The sequence below is a fragment of the Rhodobacter sp. P2_H5 genome, from assembly GCF_056403335.1.
On the sequence record NZ_JBFUFS010000026.1, the window covers coordinates 24,424 to 44,148 of the forward strand.

General features: G+C 64.9%; 17 protein-coding genes and 1 pseudogene. 15 read left to right on the top strand and 3 right to left on the bottom strand.

Features of this window, described 5'->3' with window-relative positions; translation table 11 throughout:
- The first annotated feature begins 487 nt into the window (after nucleotides 1-487).
- Both AC1DVR_RS21560 and AC1DVR_RS21565 read left to right on the top strand, forming a co-directional pair.
- Nucleotides 488-2,065, top strand: coding sequence for a 2-isopropylmalate synthase (locus AC1DVR_RS21560; protein ID WP_478002680.1), 1,578 nt, complete (start codon nucleotides 488-490; stop codon nucleotides 2,063-2,065).
- A gap of 2 nt (nucleotides 2,066-2,067) precedes the next feature.
- Entirely contained in the window at nucleotides 2,068-2,769 is a 702-nt protein-coding gene (locus AC1DVR_RS21565; protein WP_478002681.1) for a hypothetical protein, read from the top strand.
- 52 nt (nucleotides 2,770-2,821) lie between these two features.
- Here AC1DVR_RS21565 and AC1DVR_RS21570 read toward each other — a convergent pair whose 3' ends face one another.
- Nucleotides 2,822-3,586: an SDR family NAD(P)-dependent oxidoreductase gene (locus AC1DVR_RS21570; protein ID WP_478002682.1), complete on the bottom strand. Its 765-nt coding sequence runs from the start codon at nucleotides 3,584-3,586 to the stop codon at nucleotides 2,822-2,824.
- Nucleotides 3,587-3,886: 300 nt separating this feature from the next.
- On the opposite strand from AC1DVR_RS21570, the gene AC1DVR_RS21575 reads away from it, so the two are divergent.
- The 8 genes from AC1DVR_RS21575 to AC1DVR_RS21610 all read left to right on the top strand — a co-directional run bounded on the left by AC1DVR_RS21575 (nucleotide 3,887) and on the right by AC1DVR_RS21610 (nucleotide 12,186).
- A complete protein-coding gene (locus AC1DVR_RS21575; RefSeq protein ID WP_478002683.1) occupies nucleotides 3,887-4,936 on the top strand; it encodes a rod shape-determining protein in 1,050 nt (349 codons plus the stop codon).
- A 20-nt stretch (nucleotides 4,937-4,956) separates the two neighbouring features.
- Nucleotides 4,957-5,967, top strand: coding sequence for a rod shape-determining protein MreC (mreC, locus tag AC1DVR_RS21580; protein WP_478002684.1), 1,011 nt, complete (start codon nucleotides 4,957-4,959; stop codon nucleotides 5,965-5,967).
- The gene (locus AC1DVR_RS21585) at nucleotides 5,960-6,499 is read left to right on the top strand and encodes a rod shape-determining protein MreD (RefSeq protein WP_478002685.1); all 540 of its coding nucleotides are present in this window, start codon (nucleotides 5,960-5,962) and stop codon (nucleotides 6,497-6,499) included. Before mreC ends, AC1DVR_RS21585 begins: the two co-directional genes overlap by 8 nt.
- Entirely contained in the window at nucleotides 6,496-8,439 is a 1,944-nt protein-coding gene (gene mrdA / locus AC1DVR_RS21590; protein ID WP_478002686.1) for a penicillin-binding protein 2, read from the top strand. Before AC1DVR_RS21585 ends, mrdA begins: the two co-directional genes overlap by 4 nt.
- Nucleotides 8,440-8,444: 5 nt before the next feature.
- Nucleotides 8,445-9,584: a rod shape-determining protein RodA gene (gene rodA / locus AC1DVR_RS21595; RefSeq protein WP_478002687.1), complete on the top strand. Its 1,140-nt coding sequence runs from the start codon at nucleotides 8,445-8,447 to the stop codon at nucleotides 9,582-9,584.
- The gene (locus tag AC1DVR_RS21600) at nucleotides 9,584-10,210 is read left to right on the top strand and encodes a DUF1345 domain-containing protein (RefSeq protein ID WP_478002688.1); all 627 of its coding nucleotides are present in this window, start codon (nucleotides 9,584-9,586) and stop codon (nucleotides 10,208-10,210) included. Before rodA ends, AC1DVR_RS21600 begins: the two co-directional genes overlap by 1 nt.
- Before the next feature lie 28 nt (nucleotides 10,211-10,238).
- Nucleotides 10,239-11,165, top strand: coding sequence for a 2-hydroxyacid dehydrogenase (locus AC1DVR_RS21605; protein ID WP_478002689.1), 927 nt, complete (start codon nucleotides 10,239-10,241; stop codon nucleotides 11,163-11,165).
- 133 nt (nucleotides 11,166-11,298) lie between these two features.
- Nucleotides 11,299-12,186: a DMT family transporter gene (locus AC1DVR_RS21610; RefSeq protein WP_478002690.1), complete on the top strand. Its 888-nt coding sequence runs from the start codon at nucleotides 11,299-11,301 to the stop codon at nucleotides 12,184-12,186.
- A 98-nt stretch (nucleotides 12,187-12,284) separates the two neighbouring features.
- On the opposite strand, the gene AC1DVR_RS21615 is transcribed toward AC1DVR_RS21610, so the two are convergent.
- Nucleotides 12,285-13,142: a MurR/RpiR family transcriptional regulator gene (locus AC1DVR_RS21615; protein WP_478002691.1), complete on the bottom strand. Its 858-nt coding sequence runs from the start codon at nucleotides 13,140-13,142 to the stop codon at nucleotides 12,285-12,287.
- Between the two features lie 151 nt (nucleotides 13,143-13,293).
- On the opposite strand from AC1DVR_RS21615, the gene AC1DVR_RS21620 reads away from it, so the two are divergent.
- The 5 genes from AC1DVR_RS21620 to AC1DVR_RS21640 all read left to right on the top strand — a co-directional run bounded on the left by AC1DVR_RS21620 (nucleotide 13,294) and on the right by AC1DVR_RS21640 (nucleotide 19,487).
- Entirely contained in the window at nucleotides 13,294-14,091 is a 798-nt protein-coding gene (locus AC1DVR_RS21620; RefSeq protein WP_478002692.1) for an N-formylglutamate amidohydrolase, read from the top strand.
- A gap of 79 nt (nucleotides 14,092-14,170) precedes the next feature.
- Nucleotides 14,171-15,538: a glutamine synthetase family protein gene (locus tag AC1DVR_RS21625; RefSeq protein ID WP_478002693.1), complete on the top strand. Its 1,368-nt coding sequence runs from the start codon at nucleotides 14,171-14,173 to the stop codon at nucleotides 15,536-15,538.
- A 109-nt stretch (nucleotides 15,539-15,647) separates the two neighbouring features.
- The gene (locus AC1DVR_RS21630; RefSeq protein WP_478002694.1) at nucleotides 15,648-17,030 is read left to right on the top strand and encodes an aldehyde dehydrogenase family protein; all 1,383 of its coding nucleotides are present in this window, start codon (nucleotides 15,648-15,650) and stop codon (nucleotides 17,028-17,030) included.
- Nucleotides 17,031-17,033: 3 nt separating this feature from the next.
- Nucleotides 17,034-18,197, top strand: coding sequence for an iron-containing alcohol dehydrogenase (locus AC1DVR_RS21635; protein WP_478002695.1), 1,164 nt, complete (start codon nucleotides 17,034-17,036; stop codon nucleotides 18,195-18,197).
- A gap of 51 nt (nucleotides 18,198-18,248) precedes the next feature.
- Nucleotides 18,249-19,487: an NAD(P)/FAD-dependent oxidoreductase gene (locus AC1DVR_RS21640; protein WP_478002696.1), complete on the top strand. Its 1,239-nt coding sequence runs from the start codon at nucleotides 18,249-18,251 to the stop codon at nucleotides 19,485-19,487.
- 78 nt (nucleotides 19,488-19,565) lie between these two features.
- Here AC1DVR_RS21640 and AC1DVR_RS21645 read toward each other — a convergent pair.
- Nucleotides 19,566-19,725: pseudogene (locus AC1DVR_RS21645) on the bottom strand (IS1595 family transposase); the annotation flags it as partial.

Below are 19,725 nucleotides of genomic sequence, written 5' to 3' on the forward strand. Positions count from 1 at the left end.
GCAAGAGCCCGAGGTGGCGATGTCCTGACCATGACGGCACCGGCACCAGAGGGAAATGGACCTGAGGTTTAAGATCGTGGTCCTAAACCGGCCAAAACACCGCCTAAACCCCAGTTTACGACCTTTGGCCCTGCCGTTTTCGGACTTTGGTCGGGGCCGTGCGGAAAAGGCGCAGGCCGTGGCCCCGCACCACCACGATTCGGCCTGTCCGCGCCGCTTTCGCCGGGAAAAAGGCCCGGCCGGACGGGCGCGCAAAAATACCCCGCGCCCCCTTTCCTTTTCCGCAATCCTCCTTATAGTCTCGCCCCATGACCAAGGAACGCATCATGTCCAGCGCTGCAACGGGGGCCCACCCCCTGCCGTCGCACGACCTTGCCTTGGGTCTGCTTCTTCTTAGCCGCCTCTGAGCGTGCCCCTTGGGTGCGACCGCTCGGAGGTGATCAGCGCCCGAAGCTACAGCTAAGAAACTCTCCCAAGGATCAGCGACATGACCGACAAAAACGCCCAACCCCGCGTCTTGATTTTCGACACCACGCTGCGTGACGGGGAACAATCCCCCGGCGCCACCATGACCCACGAGGAAAAGCTGGAAATCGCCGGCCTCCTGGACGAGATGGGCGTCGACATCATCGAGGCCGGTTTCCCGATCGCCTCGGATGGCGACTTTCAGGCCGTGAGCGAGATTGCCCGCCGCTCGAAGAACTCCACCATCTGCGGTCTGGCGCGCGCCAATTTCAAGGATATCGACCGTTGCTGGGAGGCGGTGAAATACGCGCCCTCGCCGCGGATCCACACCTTCATCGGCACCTCGCCCCTGCACCGCGCCATCCCCAATCTGGACATGGACCAGATGGCTGAGCGGATCCACGACACCGTGACCCATGCCCGCAACCTCTGCGACAATATCCAGTGGAGCCCGATGGATGCGACGCGGACCGAGCATGATTACCTGTGCCGGGTGGTCGAGATTGCCATCAAGGCCGGTGCCACCACGATCAACATTCCCGACACCGTGGGCTACACCTATCCCTTTGAATCCGCCAAGCTGATCGCGATGCTGCTGGAACGCGTGCCGGGTGCGGATGAGATCATCTTCGCGACCCATTGCCATAACGACCTGGGCATGGCGACCGCGAACTCCTTGGCCGCGGTCGAGGCGGGGGCGCGCCAGATCGAATGCACGATCAACGGGTTGGGCGAACGTGCCGGCAACACGGCGCTGGAAGAGGTCGTGATGGCGATGCGCGTGCGCAACGACATCCTGCCCTACCAGACCAAGATCGACACCACCAAGATCATGAACCTGTCGCGCCGCGTCAGCGCCGTCTCGGGCTTTCCGGTCCAGTTCAACAAGGCCATCGTCGGCAAGAACGCTTTTCTGCATGAAAGCGGAATCCATCAGGATGGCGTCCTGAAGAACGTCCAGACCTTCGAGATCATGCGCCCCGAGGATATCGGGCTGAACGCCACCAATATCCAGATGGGCAAGCATTCCGGCCGCGCTGCGCTGCGGTCCAAGCTGAAGGATCTGGGCTTCGATCTGGCCGAGAACCAGCTGAACGACGTCTTCGTCCGCTTCAAGACCTTGGCCGACCAGAAGAAAGAGGTCTACGACGAGGACCTGGTCGCCCTGGTCAAGGAAGAGGCCACCAATGACGAGAACGACTTCCTGCAGGTCAAGCGCCTGCGCGTCGTCTGCGGCACCGAGGGCCCGCGCGAGGCGGAGCTGACCCTGCTGATCGACGGCGTCGAGAAATCGACCGACACCACCGGCGACGGCCCGGTCGATGCTGCCTTCAACGCGGTGGACGAGCTCTTCCCGCACAAGGCCACGCTGGAACTGTACCAGGTCTCCGCCGTGACCGAGGGCACCGATGCGCAGGCCACGGTTTCGGTCCGCCTGTCGGAAGACGGCCGCATCGCCACCGGCCAGTCGGCCGATACCGATACGGTCGTGGCTTCGGTGAAGGCCTATGTGAACGCACTGAACCGGCTGATCGTGCGGCGGCAGAAGATGGCGCCGGATGCGGATACCAAGTTCGTGTCCTACAAAGACCACCATTAAGAATGGTAAGGGCAGGGATCGCGATTTTCGTCGCGCTTGCCCTGCCCGCCTCGGCTCAGGACCGGCATAGGGGACTGATCTTCCCGCCGGATCTGGCATCTGGCATCGCCGCGCTTCCGCGACTCGCTGCTTCGGATTCGGCCAGCCTTCGCATCAATGACCGGCTGACCGCGCTCGACCAGGAGGCGGTCTCGGATGCAGCCGCCTGCAATACTGATCCGCCGCGTTCCGATTTCGCGCGCTGGGTCGAGGTCGCCTTCGCCGGACCGCGCTTTTTGTCGCTGCTCGTAATGGAAGATGTCTCCTGTACCGGCTCTGCCCACCCGGAAGAGAGTCTGATGCCCATTACCTTCGATCTGACATCGGGCGAAGAAGTTGACCTTCAATCACTTTTTCCCACCGAATTTAAAGGCCCGCGTGATGCTTCCTTCCCCGACGCTTTCCATTTCGGCCCAGCGCTAACCCGGCTTTATCTGTCGCTGGCCACCTCTCTCCCGCAAGACTGTCGAGAGGTGATCCGTGCGCAAGACAACTGGTTCGCAGTCTGGCTAAACCAGCCCGAGCGCGGTATCGGCCTGATGCCTTTCGGTCTGCCGCATGTCGCACAGGACTGCGGAGATATCGTAGTCCTTCCCTTGAAGCAGATGCGGGAATTGGGATTTGACCCCGTCCTGCTCCACGCTTTGGAGGACACGGGGCGATAGACCGCAGGACTGTGGAGTCACGGGCGAAGTCGGTTTGCACCCGGCAATTGCGTCAGAATCCCGCGCCCTTCATCTCGACCAGCGTATTGCCGCCGTCCACCACCAGCATCGACCCGTTGACGTAAGAGGCCCCGTCCGAGGCGAGGAAGACCGCACAGGCCGCCACCTCCTCCGCCGTGCCGGGGCGCCCTGCGGGTGTGGCTTTTCCCGCCTTGATCTCCTTCGGGCTTGACGAGGCCGTGCCAATCCAGCCCGGCAAGACCGCGTTGCAGGTGATCCCCTCGCGCCCGTATTCCAAAGCAACCGAGCGGGTCATGCCGGTGATCGCGGCCTTGGCGGTGGAGTAGCCCGAGGATCCGTCGATGGTGACCATCGGCCCGGTGACCGAGGCGATGTTGACGATCCGCCCGAAACCCGCCGCCTGCATCGCGGGCAAGGCCGCGCGGATGCAGTGGAAGGTCACGCCCACGTTCAGCGCCATGTGATGCGCCCAGTCGGCATCGCCAATCCCGCCGAGTTTCGACCGTTTCACCTTCTTGCCGCTTTGCACCATGCCGGCATTGTTGATCAGCACCTCCACCGGCCCCAGAGCGGCGGCCACAGCCGCAAAAAGCCCGGCGACCTGGCCCGGATCGGTCAGGTCGGCCACATGGCCCATGCAGCCCAATTCCGCCGCCCGGTCGAAAATCCGCCCGGTGGTCGAGGTCACGCAAACCCGCGCCCCGGCCTTTTGCAGCGCGGACGCGATGGCAAAACCGATTCCCGTCTCGCTGCCCGCCCCGGTGACCAAGGCCACCCTTCCGTCAAAACCGCCCATTTTTGCTGCGCTCCCCGCACGTCTCGGTGATCGAAAGCATAGGGCCAGAGGCAGGCATCAGGATAGGCCTGCCCGTGGCAACAGGGCAAAATATCGGAAAATGTAAAGGAATTGGCTGCAATTGGACCTCAGTACCGACCAAGTATCGCATAATCTAAAACCGACCTAGGCTTGGCGGAAAGGTGCGGTCAAAAGACCTTGGGCCTTTCGCCCATTTGTGCCAGACCCTATAGGAAGACGCCCGCTTCTCGCCTGAGTCGCGGGTCTGTTTTCTTTTTCGGGCCAGCGGGGCGCCACAGCATGTCGATACTCTCCAGCATCTTCTCCGGTCTGTTTTCTTCAGACATGGCGATCGACCTTGGGACAGCCAATACTCTGGTCTATGTCAAAGGCCGGGGCATCATCCTGAATGAACCCTCGGTCGTGGCCTACCACGTCAAGGACGGCAAGAAGCAGGTTCTGGCCGTGGGCGAGGATGCCAAGCTGATGCTGGGCCGCACACCCGGCAGCATCGAGGCGATCCGCCCGATGCGCGACGGTGTCATCGCCGACTTCGACACGGCGGAAGAAATGATCAAACATTTCATCCGCAAGGTCCACAAACGCTCGACCTTCTCCAAACCCAAGATCATCGTCTGCGTGCCTTACGGTGCCACCCCGGTGGAAAAGCGCGCCATCCGTCAGTCGGTCCTCTCGGCTGGCGCCCGCCGCGCCGGTCTGATCGCCGAACCGATTGCAGCGGCGATTGGCGCAGGCATGCCGATCACTGATCCTACCGGCAACATGGTCGTCGATATCGGCGGCGGCACCACGGAAGTCGCGGTCCTGAGCCTGGGTGATATCGTCTACGCCCGTTCGGTCCGCGTTGGCGGGGATCGCATGGACGAGGCGATCATCAACTACCTGCGCCGCCATCAGAACCTGCTGATCGGTGAATCCACCGCCGAGCGCATCAAGACCACGATCGGCACCGCACGGATGCCCGACGATGGCCGTGGCGCCTCGATCCAGATCCGCGGCCGCGACCTTCTGAACGGCGTGCCCAAGGAAACCGAGATCAACCAGGCCCAGGTGGCCGAGGCCCTGTCCGAACCGGTCCAGCAGATCTGCGACGCGGTGATGCAGGCGCTCGAGACGACGCCCCCCGACCTCGCCGCCGATATCGTCGACCGCGGCGTGATGCTGACCGGCGGTGGTGCTTTGCTGGGCGATCTGGACCTGTCCTTGCGGGAACAGACCGGGCTGTCGATCTCGGTGGCCAACGAACCTTTGAACTGCGTGGCACTGGGCACCGGCAAAGCCTTGGAGTACGAGAAGCAACTGCGTCACGTCATCGACTACGATAGCTGATCCCGGCTCAAGGCGGCCCCATGGCCAAGTCACGTTCCTATACGCCTGACGATTTCTCACGCCCGCTGCGCCGGGTGCTGGTGGGACTTCTGGTCTTGGCCATGCTGGGGCTGTTCCTCCTGTGGCGCATCGACAGCCCGCGGGTCGAGCGGTTCCGCACCGCTTTGGTGGACCGCGTGGTGCCCGACCTCAGCTGGGCCACGGTGCCGGTGACGACCGTCTCGGGGATGATCGCGAACTTTCAGTCCTACACGCGGCTTTACCAGCAGAACCAGCAGCTGCGGGATGAGTTGCAGCAGATGAAGGCCTGGAAAGAGGCCGCCCTGCAGCTGGAACAGAAGAACGCCCGGCTTCTGGATCTGAACAACGTGCGGCTTGACCCGATGCTGACCCATGTCACCGGCGTGGTGCTGGCCGACAGCGGCAGCCCGTTCCGGCAATCGGTTCTGCTGAACGTCGGCACCCGCGACGGCATCCATGACGGCTGGGCCACGATGGACGGCATCGGGCTTGTCGGGCGCATCTCGGGCGTCGGCGCGCGGACCGCGCGGGTGATCCTGCTGACCGACAGTTCCAGCCGGATTCCGGTGGCGGTGCAGCCCTCGGGGCAAAAGGCGATCCTGTCGGGCGACAACTCGATGCTGCCGCCGCTGGATTTTCTGGAACATCCCGATCAGGTCCAGCCCGGCGACCGCGTGGTGACCACCGGCGACGGGGAGGTCTTTCCGGCGGGTCTGCTGGTCGGCCAGGTCGCCCTTGGCCCGGACAAGCGCCTGCGCGTGGTGCTCGCCGCCGATTACCAGCGGCTGGAGTTCCTGCGCGTGCTGCGCTCCTACGAAAGCCAGCCGATCAGCGACCCCGGAGCACTTCTGGTGCCCGAACCGCCGCGCCCGCTGCCGCCGGGCTTTCAGGGCCCGCTTCTGCCCGCCGGTGGCCTGCCGCCGGTCAGCGGTGATGCGCCGGTGACGGGGGCCGATACCACCACCGACCAGAGCGTGCCCGATGGCACCACGGGGGGCCGCAGTGATTAGGGCCTGGATCGGATCGCTGTGGCTGCACCGTCTGATCTTTCTCGGCGTGGTCGTGCTTCTGACGATCGTGCGGCTTCTGCCCTTGGACACCACCGCCGGCCATCTGCCGGGGCCGGATATCCTGTTGTGTCTGATCCTCGCCTGGATCGTGCGGCGGCCGGAGTATCTGCCGGTGCCGATGATTGCGGCCGTTGTTCTGGTCGAGGACTTTCTCCTGATGCGGCCGCCGGGCCTGTGGACGGCGATGGTCCTGATGGGGGCGGAGTTCGTGCGTGCCCGGGCGGCGCTGACGCGGGAATTGTCTTTTGGCGTCGAATGGCTGCTGGTCGCCGGCGTGATGTTCGCGGTCTTTCTCGGCAACCGGCTGATCATGGGTCTGGCCTTCCTGCCGCAGCCGGTTTTCGGCTATGCTCTGGTGCAGATCATCTGGTCGGTGCTGGCCTATCCTTTCGTCGTGGCCTTCTCGCGCTATGGTCTGGATCTGCACAAGCCCGCGATGGGCGAGATTGACGCCTATGGGAGGAAGATGTGAAACGTCCCGCCCGCGAGAACGAGGATTCCGCCCGCAAGATCAACCGGCGCGCTCTGTTCATGGGCGGCTGCATGGCCGCGACCATGGCGGTGCTGGCCGGGCGGATGCGCTATCTGGGCGTCGACCAGTCCGACGAATATGCGCTTCTGGCCGAGCAGAACCGGGTCAATATCCAGCTGATCCCGCCGGGACGCGGGCTGATCCTGGACCGCAACGGCAAGCTGATCGCGGGCAACGAGCAGAACTACCGCGTCGTCATCACCCGCGAGGGGGCGGGCGATGTGCAGATGGTGCTGAACCGGCTGAGCCACCTGATCCCGCTCGCCGATTCCGATCTGCAGCGCGTGATGAAGGATGTCGACCGCAACCCCTCTTTCGTGCCGATCCCGGTGGCCGACCGGCTGAGCTGGGAGGATTTCAGCCGGATCTCGGTCAATGCCCCCGCCCTGCCCGGGGTTACGCCGGATGTGGGCCTGAGCCGCGTCTATCCGCGCGACACCGATTTCGCCCATATCGTCGGCTACGTCGGTCCGGTGTCCGAAAAGGACCTCGCCGGACTGGAGAACCCTGATCCTCTGCTGCGCATCCCGAAATTCCAGATCGGCAAGATCGGGGTCGAGAAGTGGGAAGAAGACATCCTGCGCGGCGCGGCCGGGAACCGCAAGATCGAGGTCAACCATGTCGGCCGCGTGATGCGCGAGCTGGACCGGACCGAGGGTCAGGCCGGCTCCGATCTGACCCTGACGCTGGATGCCGATGTGCAGAACTTCCTGCAAGTCCGGCTGGGCGACCAGTCGGCGGCCTGTATCGTGATGGATGTGCAGAACGGCGACATCATCGGCGCGGCCTCGGCCCCGAGCTTCAACCCCAACCTCTTCGTGCGCGGCATCTCGAACGCCGATTACACGATCCTGACCGAGAACGACCACCGCCCGCTGGCCAACAAGGTGGTGCAGGGCGCCTATCCGCCCGGTTCAACCTTCAAGATCGTCACGGCGCTGGCGGCGCTGGCCGATGGCAAGATCGATGTGAACACCACCGTGAACTGCCCCGGCTACCTCGACTTCGGCGGGCGCAAGTTCCACTGCTGGAAATCGGGCGGTCATGGCAGGGTCGATCTGGCCCATGCTTTGGCGCAAAGCTGCGACGTCTTCTTCTATGACGTGGCCCAGCGTGTGGGCATCGACAAGATGGCCGAGATGGGCAAGACCATGGGGCTGGGCCAGCGCCACGATCTGCCGATGTCGGCGATCTCGGAAGGAAACCTGCCGACCAAGGAATGGAAGCAGACCCGCTACAAGCAGGATTGGCGGATCGGCGACACGATCAACGCGGCCATCGGCCAGGGCTATGTGCTGGCGACGCCGCTGCAGCTGGCGGTGATGACGGCGCGGGTGGCCACCGGACGGCTGGTGGCGCCCCGCCTGATCCGCGCCATCGGCGGCAAAGAGGTTCCGGTCCCCGACGCCCCGCCCCTCGGGATGGAAACGACGCAGCTGGACTCCGTCCGGTCCGGCATGCAGCAGGTGGTCAACGGCGCGCATGGCACCTCGGTCACGGCGCGCATCGTCACCGACAGCATGATGATGGCGGGCAAGTCCGGCACCAGCCAGGTCCGCAACATCTCGGCCTCCGAACGCGAGACCGGGGTGGTTTCCAACAACGACCTGCCGTGGAAGCAGCGCGACCATGCGCTGTTTGTGGCCTTCGCGCCCTTTGACGCGCCGCGCTATGCGGTGGCGGTGGTGGTGGAACATGGCGGCGGCGGATCGACCGCGGCGGCGCCCATCGCGCGCGATGCCCTGTTGCGGGTGATGACGGGCAAGCTGCCCGACCCCAAGGATTATCCCGCCAACCAGCGCGCCCGCATCCAGACCATGCTGAACGAATTGCGCCTGCGCAACCCGGACGGCAGCCAGCCCCCCGAGATAAAGGCCTGATCGCGATGAGCTTTCTGGAGTACCGCGTCAAATTCGCCCCCTCTGGCTTTGCCAAGGTCTTCTACGTCAACTGGGGGCTGTACCTTTTGATCTCGGCGGCGGCGGCGATTGGCTGGCTGATGCTTTATTCGATCGCGGGCGGCAATATCGGCATCTGGGCCGAACCGCAGATGAAGCGTTATGGCGTCGGCATGCTCTTGTCGCTGGGCATCTGCTTCACCCCGATCTGGTTCTGGCGCAGCATGTCGGCGGCGGCCTATGTGCTGACCTTCTTTTTGCTGATCGTGGTGCACTTCTTCGGCGCCGTCGGCATGGGGGCGCAGCGCTGGATCGACCTCGGCTTCATCCGCATCCAGCCGTCGGAGTTCATGAAGGTCAGCTTGATCATGATGCTGGCGACCTATTACGACTGGCTCGATGACAAACGCGTCTCGCGCCCGCTCTGGGTGCTGATCCCGGTCTTCCTGATCATCACCCCCGCCGTGCTGGTGCTCTTGGAGCCGAACCTCGGCACCACCCTGATGCTGGTGATTGCCGGCGCCTCGGTGATGTTCGCGGCCGGGGTGTCGCTCTGGTATTTTGCCGCCGTGATCGGGTTGATCGGCGCGGGGGTGGCGGGGATCTTCCTGTTGCGCGGCACGCCCTGGCAGCTGATCCACGATTATCAATACAAGCGGATCGACACGTTCCTCGACCCCTCCGCCGACCCCCTGGGCGCCGGTTACAACATCCTGCAGGCCAAGATCGCGCTTGGCTCGGGCGGCTTTGCCGGCAAGGGTTTCATGCAGGGCACGCAGAGCCGGCTGAACTTCCTGCCCGAAAAGCACACCGACTTCATCTTCACCACATTGGGCGAGGAGTTCGGCTTTGTCGGCGCCGTCTCGCTTCTGGCGCTTTATGCGATGATCCTGATCTTCCTGTTCTGGGCCGCGATGCAGAACAAGGACCGCTTCTCCTCGCTCCTCCTGATCGGGATCGCCGCGAATTTCTTCCTGTACCTCGCCGTCAATCTGGCCATGGTGATGGGGATGGCCCCGGTCGTCGGCGTGCCCCTGCCCTTCCTCAGCTATGGCGGCTCGGCGACGCTGGTTCTGCTTCTGGCTTTTGGTCTGGCGCAAAGCGCCATCGTACACAGGTTGCGCTGATGATCCGGAACTGGCGGCGCCATATCAAGTTCCTCTTGGCCTTCCTCTTCGGGCTGGTCCTGTTCGGCGTGACCTCGCTGACCCCGCTCGATTGGGTGATGCGGTCGCTGGCCGGGGTGAACGGCTTCTTCATCTGCTATCTGGTGCTGGCCTGGCACACCGTGCGCGGCTCTACCCCCGATGCGCTGCGCCGCCATGCCGAGGCCGATGACGAGGGCGCCGCCGTGATCCTCACGATGGCCGTTGCCGCAATCGGCATCAGCCTGGGCGCGATCTTCATGGTGCTGAACCGGCCGAGCCTGGCCTTGCCCGAGGCGCTGTTCGCCCTGGCCTCCGCCCCCCTCGGCTGGGCGATGATCCATGCCCTGGCGGCCTTCCGCTATGCGCATCTCTACTACGCGCCCGACCCGGATTCGGGGCTGGAGTTTCCCGGGACCACCAAGCCGATCATCGGCGATTTCATGTATTTTTCATATGTCGTCGGCATGACGGCGCAGGTGTCGGATGTGCAGGTGACCGAATCTCGCCTGCGCCGCGTGGTACTGGTGCATTCGGTCGGCTCCTTCTTCTTCAACACCGTGATCCTGGCGCTCGCGGTCAATGCCGCGCTGGCCCTCTCGAAATGACGCCCTGTCGAAATGAATGCGAGGTAACATGCTGATCCTGTTCGCGGCGCCCGCCCTCTGGCCGGAATACGAGACCATCCTGCCCGAGGCCCTGGCCGAGGCCGGCATCACCGCCCGCATCGTGACCGAGGCCGCCGATCCTGCCCTCGTCGACTACATCATCTACGCGCCCTCGGCCCCCTTGCAGGACTTCACCCCCTTCACCCATTGCAAGGCGGTCCTCAGCCTCTGGGCCGGGGTAGAGCGGATCGTGGGCAACAAGACCCTGACCCAACCCCTGACCCGGATGGTCGACCCCGGCCTGACCGAGGGCATGGTGGAATGGGTGGTGGGCCATGCCCTGCGCCATCACCTCGGAATGGACCGCCATATCGTCAATCCCGGCCATGTCTGGGACCCGACCTGCCCGCCGCTGGCCCGGCAACGCCGGGTCGCGATGCTGGGTTTGGGCGCCCTCGGCCTCGCCGCCGCCCGCGCGTTGCAGGCGCTGAACTTCCCGGTCACCGGCTGGAGCCGCACGCCCAAGACGCTCGATGATCTGCCCTGCCTCTCAGGCGCCGACGGGCTGCGCGAGGCCCTGTCGACGGCAGGCATCGTCGTCACCCTCTTGCCCCGGACGCCCGAGACCGAGAACATCCTGAATGCCCGCACCCTGGGTTACCTGCCGAACGGGGCTTTCATTCTGAACCCCGGACGCGGGCCCCTGATCGACGACACCGCCCTTCTGGCCGCACTCGACAGCGGCCAGGTCGCCCATGCGACGCTGGATGTGTTCCGCATCGAACCCCTGCCGCAGGATCACCCCTTCTGGCGCCACCCCGGCGTCACCGTCACCCCCCATATCGCCGCCGACACCCGCCCGCATTCCGCCGCCCGCGTGCTGGTCGACAACATCCGCCGGGCCGAGGCGGGACGCCCTCTGCGCCATCTGGTCGACCGCACCCTGGGCTATTGAGCCCGCGAAAGCCGGCGCGCCCGCCGCCTCCGACCTCGCCGGTCGCTTCCAGAACAGCGCAAGCCCGCGCCGCCCGGCACATCCGGAACCGGGGCGGCGCGCGTGGCGCCGTGGGCAGGGAATCGGGGCCACCATGAAATATCTGACCGGAGCCGGGCTGATCGTGCTGGCGGGTGTGCTCTGGTCGGTCCAGGGCGTACTGATCCGCCAGATCGAGGAATCTGGCAGCTGGGCCGTGCTGTTCTGGCGCTCGCTCGGCATGTTGCCGGTGCTGGCGCTCTGGCTTGGCCCGCGCCGGGTCAGTCCCGCCGTCCGCAGCACCGGGCTTGCCGGGGCGATCGGCGGCCTCGGCCTTGTCCTGGCCTTCGGCGGCGCCATCGTGGCGCTGCAATCGACCACGGTGGCCAATGCGGTGCTGCTGTTTTCCGCCTCACCCTTCCTCGCCGCCCTTCTCGGCATGGTTCTTTTGAAAGAGCCGGTGTCCTGGCCGGTCTGGGGTGCGATCCTGCTGGCGGTGGTGGGCATCGTGATCATGGTCGGCGGCGTGGGTCAGATCGGCGGCGGCACCGCCTTTGGCAGTGCGGCGGCGCTGATCTCGGCGGCGGGCTTTGCCAGCTTCACCGTGGCGCTGCGCTGGGGCCATCTGACCGACATGCTGCCCGCCGTCCTTCTGGGCGCTGTCTTTGCCGCCGTGGCGGGCGGCATCCTAGCGCTGGCCAGCGGCCAAACCCTCGCCATCCCGCCGCAAGAGGCGGCGCTGGCCTTCGCCATGGGCGCCCTGACCCTGACCGGCGGCATGCTGCTTTATACCAGCGGCAGCCGCGTGGTGCCCGCCGCGCAGGCCACGCTCCTCTCCCTCGTCGAGGTGCTCCTCGCCCCGGTCTGGGCCTGGGCCGTCCTGTCCGAGACCCTCTCGCCCAACACCGCCCTCGGCGGCACGGTGCTGCTGACCGCCGTCATCCTGAACGCCCTGGCCGGCATCGCTCCCAAATCAAAGCCCGCGGCCAGCCAGCCGCACTGACCCTCCCCCTTCATCCAGACGAAAATATCCCCGGGAGGGTCTGGGAGGGCCAATTTTTCGTAAGGGAGGGCAGCCCTCCCAGCCTGAATGCCGCAAGCCTACCTGTGCCTGCGAAAGAACCGCGTCCTTGCGTAAAGCTCTTCCAGCCGCCGCAACCGCGGCTCGGTCACCGCGAAAGCCGCGTTCTGCACCGCCGCCAGCAGGGTCTCGACCAGCACCATCAGGACCGCGTTGCTGTCCCAGGCCGAAGGCGCCTCGACATGGCAGCAGAGCGTGTAGCGGGCATGGGTCGCCGCCGGCGAGACCCAGCGGTCGGTGATCAGGATGATCTCGGCCCCCTGCTCGCGCGCCATCTCGGCCACCTGCAACACCGCGTTTTCATAGCGCCGGATGTCAAAGACCAACAGCACATCACCCGGCCCCAGGTCGAGCAGCACCGGCGGCCAGGTCGCCGGATTGTCCGACAGCAGGGTCACATCGGGCCGGATCACCGTCATCAGCGAGGCGAAATAATCCGCCATCGCATGGGTGATCCGCCCGCCGAGCGTGAACACCCGCCGCGCCGGGTCGGCCAGCAGGGCGACGGCGGCGTCAAACTCCGCTGGGTCGATCTGGTTCAGCGTCGCCTGCATGTTGGCCACCACCGCCTCGGCAAAGCGGGTCAGGATATGGCCATCGGGCATCGCCCCGGCGCGTGTCGCGTGTTTGGTCAGCGGCGTGACCAGCATCGCCTCGACCTCACCGCGCAGCGAGGCCTGAAAGTCCGGGTAGCCCTTGTACCCCAGCTTCTGCGCCAGCCGCACCACCGTCGGGGTCGAGACCAGCGCCGCCTTGGCCAGCACGGTGATCGAGCCCAGCGCCGCTACCGGGTAATGCGACAGGATATGCGTGGCCAGTTGCCGCTCGGCCCGAGTCAGGTCCGGCAGTGCGGTGCGCAACTGATCGTCCAGCGTCATCTTGATGGCTCCGCCCAATCGTTCCTCCACCGCCCACACTCTGACGTCAGCCAAACAGAAAACATCGTAACAGGAAATACCTGTCAGAAACATTCTTGACAGTTTTCCGGCGAAGCGCCAGCGTCATGAAAACAGGGGAGATGACTCGCAGATGCGGGCCCAGAAGGCAGAGACCGAAACAGCGACCGGAACCGGGTTCGCGCCCTTCGTGGAAAACGCCACCGCGCGCGGGCGGCTGGTGTTGGTCTGCGAACATGCCTCACACCAGATCCCCGAACGCTGGGGCGACCTGGGCCTCACCGAGGATCAACGCCGCGCCCATATCGCCTGGGACCCCGGCGCCCTGGCCGTGGCGCGCGGGCTGATGAAACGCCTTGATGCCGTGCTGATCCATGCGCCGGTCAGCCGTCTGGTCTATGACTGCAACCGCGCCCCCGACATGAAGGGCGCCATGCCCGCGAAGTCCGAGGTCTTTGATATCCCCGGCAATGCCGCGATCACGCCCGAAGAACGTCTGGCGCGGACCGAGGCCGTCTATCTGCCCTGGGCCAGTGCCCTGCATGGCCTGCTTGCCCGCCGCATCGCCCTGGGTCTGCGGCCGGTGGTGGTGACGATCCATTCCTTCACCCCGGTCTATTTCGGTGCGCCGCGCGCGGTCGAATTCGGCGTGATCCATGACGCCGATCCGGGCCTTGCCGTGGCGATCCACGCCGCCGCCCGCAAGCTGACCAAACTGCAAGCCGAACTCAACGCCCCCTATTCCGCCGCCGATGACGTGACCCACACGCTCCGCCTGCACGCGACACCCTACGGCCTGCCCAACGCGATGCTGGAGATTCGCAACGACTTGATCGCCTCGGACGAGGCCTGCGAGGCCATGGCCGAAAGCCTGGCGCCGGTGCTGAACATGGGTCTGGTCGAGATCCAGAAGCAGGCCAAGGCCAGCTGACGCCCCAATCACAAGCTCAAGCGGGGCCAACCCCGCGCGCAAAGCCCCAAGGGGCGCAACAGATCAAGGGAGACCGGACATGCCCGGCAATATGACATTTGACGAACTGAAACGCGCCGTGGACGCCGGCAGCATCGACACCGTTCTGGTGGCCGCGGTGGACATGTGGGGCCGCCTGATGGGCAAGCGCTTCCACTCCGCCTTTTTCGTGAAAAGCGGCTGGCACGAAACCCATTGCTGCGATTACCTGCTGACCGTCGACCAGGACATGAACACGGTCCAGGGCTACAAAAGCTCTTCCTGGCAGACCGGCTATGGCGATTACGTGATGAAGCCCGACATGGCGACGCTGCGCCATATCCCCTGGCTGCCGGGCACGGCGCTGGTTCTGGCCGATCTTCTTGACCACCATACGCATGAGGAAGTGGCGATCTCGCCCCGCGCGATCCTCAAGAAACAAGTCGCCCGCGCCCGGGCACTGGGGTTCGAACCGATGATGGCCTCGGAACTCGAATTCTACCTCTTCGAGAACTCCTACGAAAACCTGCGCGATGGCGGGCTCAAGGCGCTGCACCCGGTCTCGGCCTATAACGAGGATTACCACATCTTCCAGACCACCAAGGAAGAGGACGTGATGCGTGCCGTCAGGAACGGGCTTTACGGCGCGGGCATCCCGGTGGAGAATTCCAAGGGCGAGGCTGACGCGGGGCAAGAGGAGCTGAACTACAAATACTCCGACGCGCTGGATACGGCGGACAACCACACGATCATCAAGAACGGCATCAAGGAAATCGCCTGGACCAAGGGCCGCTCGGTCACCTTCATGGCGAAGTATGATCACAAGAAAGCCGGCTCGTCCTCCCACATCCACCAAAGCCTGTGGAGCCTGGACGGCAAGCCCTCCTTCGCCGACGACAAGGACAAGCACGGCATGTCCGAGGTGATGAAGCACTATATCGCAGGCCAGCTCGCCCATGCCCGCGACCTGACGGCCTTCCTCGCCCCCTACGTCAACAGCTACAAACGCTTCACCGTCGGCATGTTCGCGCCCACGAAAGCGGTGTGGAGCGCCGACAACCGCACCGCCGGTTTCCGCGTCTGCGGCGAGCATACCAAGGCCGTCCGCGTCGAATGCCGCATCCCGGGCTCGGATGTGAACCCCTACCTCGCCTGCGCCGCCCTTCTGGCCGCCGGTCTGGACGGGATCGAACAGAAGATGGAGCTGGAACCCGAGATGAAGGGCGACATGTACATGGCCGCCGGCATCCGCGAGATCCCGAAGAACCTGCGCGACGCGGCAGAGCTGTTGAAGAACTCCGCCATGCTGCGGGCGGCCTTTGGCGACGAGGTGGTCGATCACTACCACCACGCCTGCGAATGGGAGATTTCGGAGACCGACCGCGTGGTCACCGATTTCGAACTGCAACGCGGTTTTGAACGCTCCTGAGCCGAAGATGGGCGTCTTGCCCACCTTGCGCGACATCAGACGGTAGGATGAGCAATCTGCCCATCTTGCCAGACCAGACAGGGGCGCCTGCCCCAGCTTTGAGGACCCCGTGATGAAACCCATCCAACTGATTTCCCCGGTCGACGGCTCGGTCTTTGCCGAACGCATGCCGCTGCCCCCCGAAGCCGCCCGCGCCATGGCCGCCGCGGCGAAAGCCGCCCAGAAGGACTGGGCCGCCCGCCCGCTTTCCGAACGCATCGCCCTTGTTAAACAGGGCGTCGCCAACCTCAACGCGATGTCGGCCCGCGTGGTCGAGGAGCTGGCCTGGCAAATGGGCCGCCCGACCCGCTTTGGCGGCGAATTCGGCGGCGTCAACGCCCGCACCGACTACATGGCCGAGATCGCGGCCAAGACCCTCGCCTCGGTGGTGATCGAGGACAGCGACAAGTTCCGCCGCTATATCGCCCGCGAAGCGCTCGGCGTCGTCTTCATCGTCGCCCCCTGGAACTATCCTTACCTCACCACGATCAACACCCTGGTTCCTGCCCTGATCGCCGGTAACACCGTGGTCCTGAAACACGCCTCGCAAACCATGCTGGTGGGCGAGCGTCTGGCCGAGGCTTTCCATGCCGCGGGCATCCCCGCCGACGTCTTCCAGAACGTCGTCCTCGACCATGCCACGACCGAAAGCCTGATCGCGTCGCGCGCTTTCAACTTCGTCAACTTCACCGGCTCGGTCGGCGGCGGTCAGGCGATGGAGCGGGCGGCGGCGGGCACTTTCACGCCGCTTGGCCTCGAACTCGGCGGCAAGGACCCGGGCTATGTCCGCGCCGATGCCAACCTCGATGCCGCCGTCGACACGCTGATGGATGGCGCGATGTTCAACGCCGGCCAGTGCTGCTGCGGGATCGAGCGGATCTATGTCCACGAAAGCCTTTACGACGCCTTCGTCGAAAAGGCCGTGGCCTGGGTCAACGCCCTGAAGCTCGGCAACCCGTTCGAGGCTGACAGCACCCTCGGCCCGATGGCCAACAAGCGTTTTGCCAAGGTGGTGCGCGACCAGATCGCCGAGGCCGTCGCCGCTGGTGCCAAGCCGCTGATCGACCCGGCAAACTTCCCCGCCGATGACGGCGGCGCCTACCTCGCCCCGCAGATCCTCGTCAACGTCGATCACTCCATGCGGGTGATGACCGAGGAATCGTTCGGCCCGGTCGTTGGCATCATGAAGGTGAAGGACGATGCCGAGGCTTTGGCGCTGATGAACGACAGCCCCTATGGCCTGACCGCTTCCATCTGGACGCAGGATTACGACACCGCGGCCGCCCTCGGCGCGCAGATCGAAACCGGCACCGTCTTCATGAACCGCGCCGATTACCTTGACCCCGCGCTCTGCTGGACCGGCTGCAAGGACACCGGCCGCGGCGGCTCGCTCTCCTTCCTCGGGTTCCATTCGGTGACCCGCCCGAAATCCTACCATCTCAAGAAGGTGTGACCCATGACCACCCATAGCGTTCCGAACCGCAACTGGAGCTACCCGACCCCGATCAAATTCGGCGTCGGTCGCATCGCCGAACTGGCTGACCATGTCAAAGCCGCCGGCCTGAAAAAGCCGCTGCTCGTGACCGACAAGGCCCTCGCCTCCCTGCCGATCACGGTGCAGGCCCTGGACATTCTGGAGGCCGCAGGCCTTGGCCGCGCGATCTTCTCGGAAGTGGACCCCAATCCGAACGAGAAGAACATGGCCGACGGCATCGCCGTCTATCTGGCCGGCGGGCATGATGGCGTCATCGCGTTCGGCGGCGGCTCGGGCCTTGACCTTGGCAAGATGATCGCGCTGATGGCGCATCAGAAGAAGGACCTGAGCGTCTGGGACCTTGAGGATATCGACGACTGGTACACCCGCGCCGATGCCGACAAGATCGCCCCCATCGTCGCCGTGCCGACCACGGCGGGCACGGGGTCGGAAGTGGGTCGCGCCGGGGTTCTGACCAACTCGGCCACCCACAAGAAGAAGATCATCTTCCACCCCAAGCTGATGCCGGTCGTCACCATCTGCGACCCGGCCCTGACCGTGGGGATGCCGCGTTTCATCACCGCCGGGACCGGGATGGATGCCCTCGCCCACTGCCTCGAAGCCTATTGCTCGCCCTTCTACCACCCGATGTCGCAGGGCATAGCACTTGAAGGCATGCGGTTGGTGTTCGAAAACCTGCCCAAGGTCTATGACAATCCGAACGACCTCGACGCCCGCGCCCATATGATGGCCGCCGCCGCCATGGGCGCGACCGCCTTCCAGAAGGGTCTGGGCGCGATCCATTCGCTGTCGCACCCGATTGGTGCTGTCTATGGCACCCACCACGGCACCACCAATGCCGTCGTCATGCCCATGGTGCTGGAATTCAACCGCCCCGCGATCGAGGACCGCATCAAGGCCGCCGCCGCCTATATCGGCATCGAAGGCGGGTTCCAGGGCTTCCACGAGGCGATCCTGGAACTGCGCGCCAAGCTGGCGATCCCGGCGCGGCTGGAGGATATGGGCGTCCTCTTCAAGGACCTCGACATGCTGACCGAGATGGCGCTGGAGGACCCCTCCTGCGGCGGCAACCCGATTGTGATGACGCGCGAAAACACCCGTGCGCTGTTTGACGCCTGCATGTAAGCTGACCCTGCTGCCCCCCGAAACCGGGGGTCAGCAGGACCAAGAGGCGCAATGATTCAACATATTTCCAGTGACATCGCGATTATTGGGGCCGGGGTCGTCGGTCTGGCCATTGCCGAGAGCCTTGTGGCCGAGGGGCTGGAGGTCGTCCTCATCGACCCCAACGCGCCCGGTTCGGGGGCGAGTTACGGCAATGCAGGCACGATTGCCGATTATGCCGTTCTGCCGGTCGGCACGCCCGCTGTCCTGAAAAACCTGCCCTCGCTTCTGTTCAACCGCAATTCGCCGCTGGCGATCCGGCCCGGGGCGATGATGGCCATGGCGCCCTGGCTCACCCGCTTTGCCCGCCAGTCCCTCCCCGGCCCGGCCGAGCGCAATGCCCGCGCCATCGCGGCGCTGCTGTCGGGCGCCCGCGACCTTTGGCATGATCTGGCCACGCGGATCGGCGGGCTCGACCTGATGGAGCAGGACGGTTGCCTTTACATCTACGAGACCGAAAAGGCCTTCCGCGCCGCCGAGGCCGACATCACCTTCCGCCGCAGCCTCGGGGTCGAGGTTGATCTGATCGGAACCCGCGACCTGGCCCATCTGGAGCCGAACCTGCCCGAGATGCCGGGCGCTGCCTTCTTCCCCGGCGCGTCCTTCCTGTCCGATCCGGGCGACATGGTCCACCGGCTGGCGCAATCGGCGCTGCAATATGCCGGGCATCTGACCGCGAGGGTGGATTCTCTGACCCGGCAGTTCGACGGGATCATCCTCGATGGCGAGGGGTTCCGGATGCATTGCAAGCGGGTGATCCTCGCCGCCGGTGCCCATTCGAAGCCGCTGGCCAGGATGGCGGGGGATGAGGTGCCGCTCGATACCGAGCGGGGCTATCACCTGGAATGGGACATGGCGGCGCCGATGCTGCACCGGCCTTGTTGCCCGACCTCGCGCGGGTTCTACCTCTGCCCGATGACCGGCCGCTTGCGGGTGGCAGGCACGGTGGAGCTCGGCGGCTTGACCGCCCCGCCCTCGCAACATCGGTTGGACAAGCTCTTGCAGGGCGCGCGGGCGATCTTTCCGGACCTGCCGGAGCCTTCCGCCAGCTGGATGGGGTTCCGCCCCTCGATGCCCGACAGCCTGCCGGTGATCGGACCTTCGAAGTCGGGGCCGGACATCATCCATGCCTATGGCCACGGCCATATCGGGCTGACGCTCGCCCCGATCACGGCAAGGATCGTCACCGACCTGATCCAGGGGCGCGCGCCGGAGCTGGATATCACCACCTATCTGCCGAGTCGGTTCTGACGCACGATTTTTCTGCGAAAAATCGGAAGATCGGTTCTTCTGCGAAGAACCCTTCAGAATTTTCGCAGAGGGTCTTGACTAGGAGAGCGGGTTTTCGCGGCAGATTTTGAGCAGGATCCTGGTCAGGTTCTTGCCGCGATTGTTGTATCTGAACTCGCATTCCTTGAGGTGCAAGGGGAAGGTTTTGGGGCTTAGGCCGCGGAAGCGGGCGAGGCGGGTTTTGGCGTAGCCCCAGAAG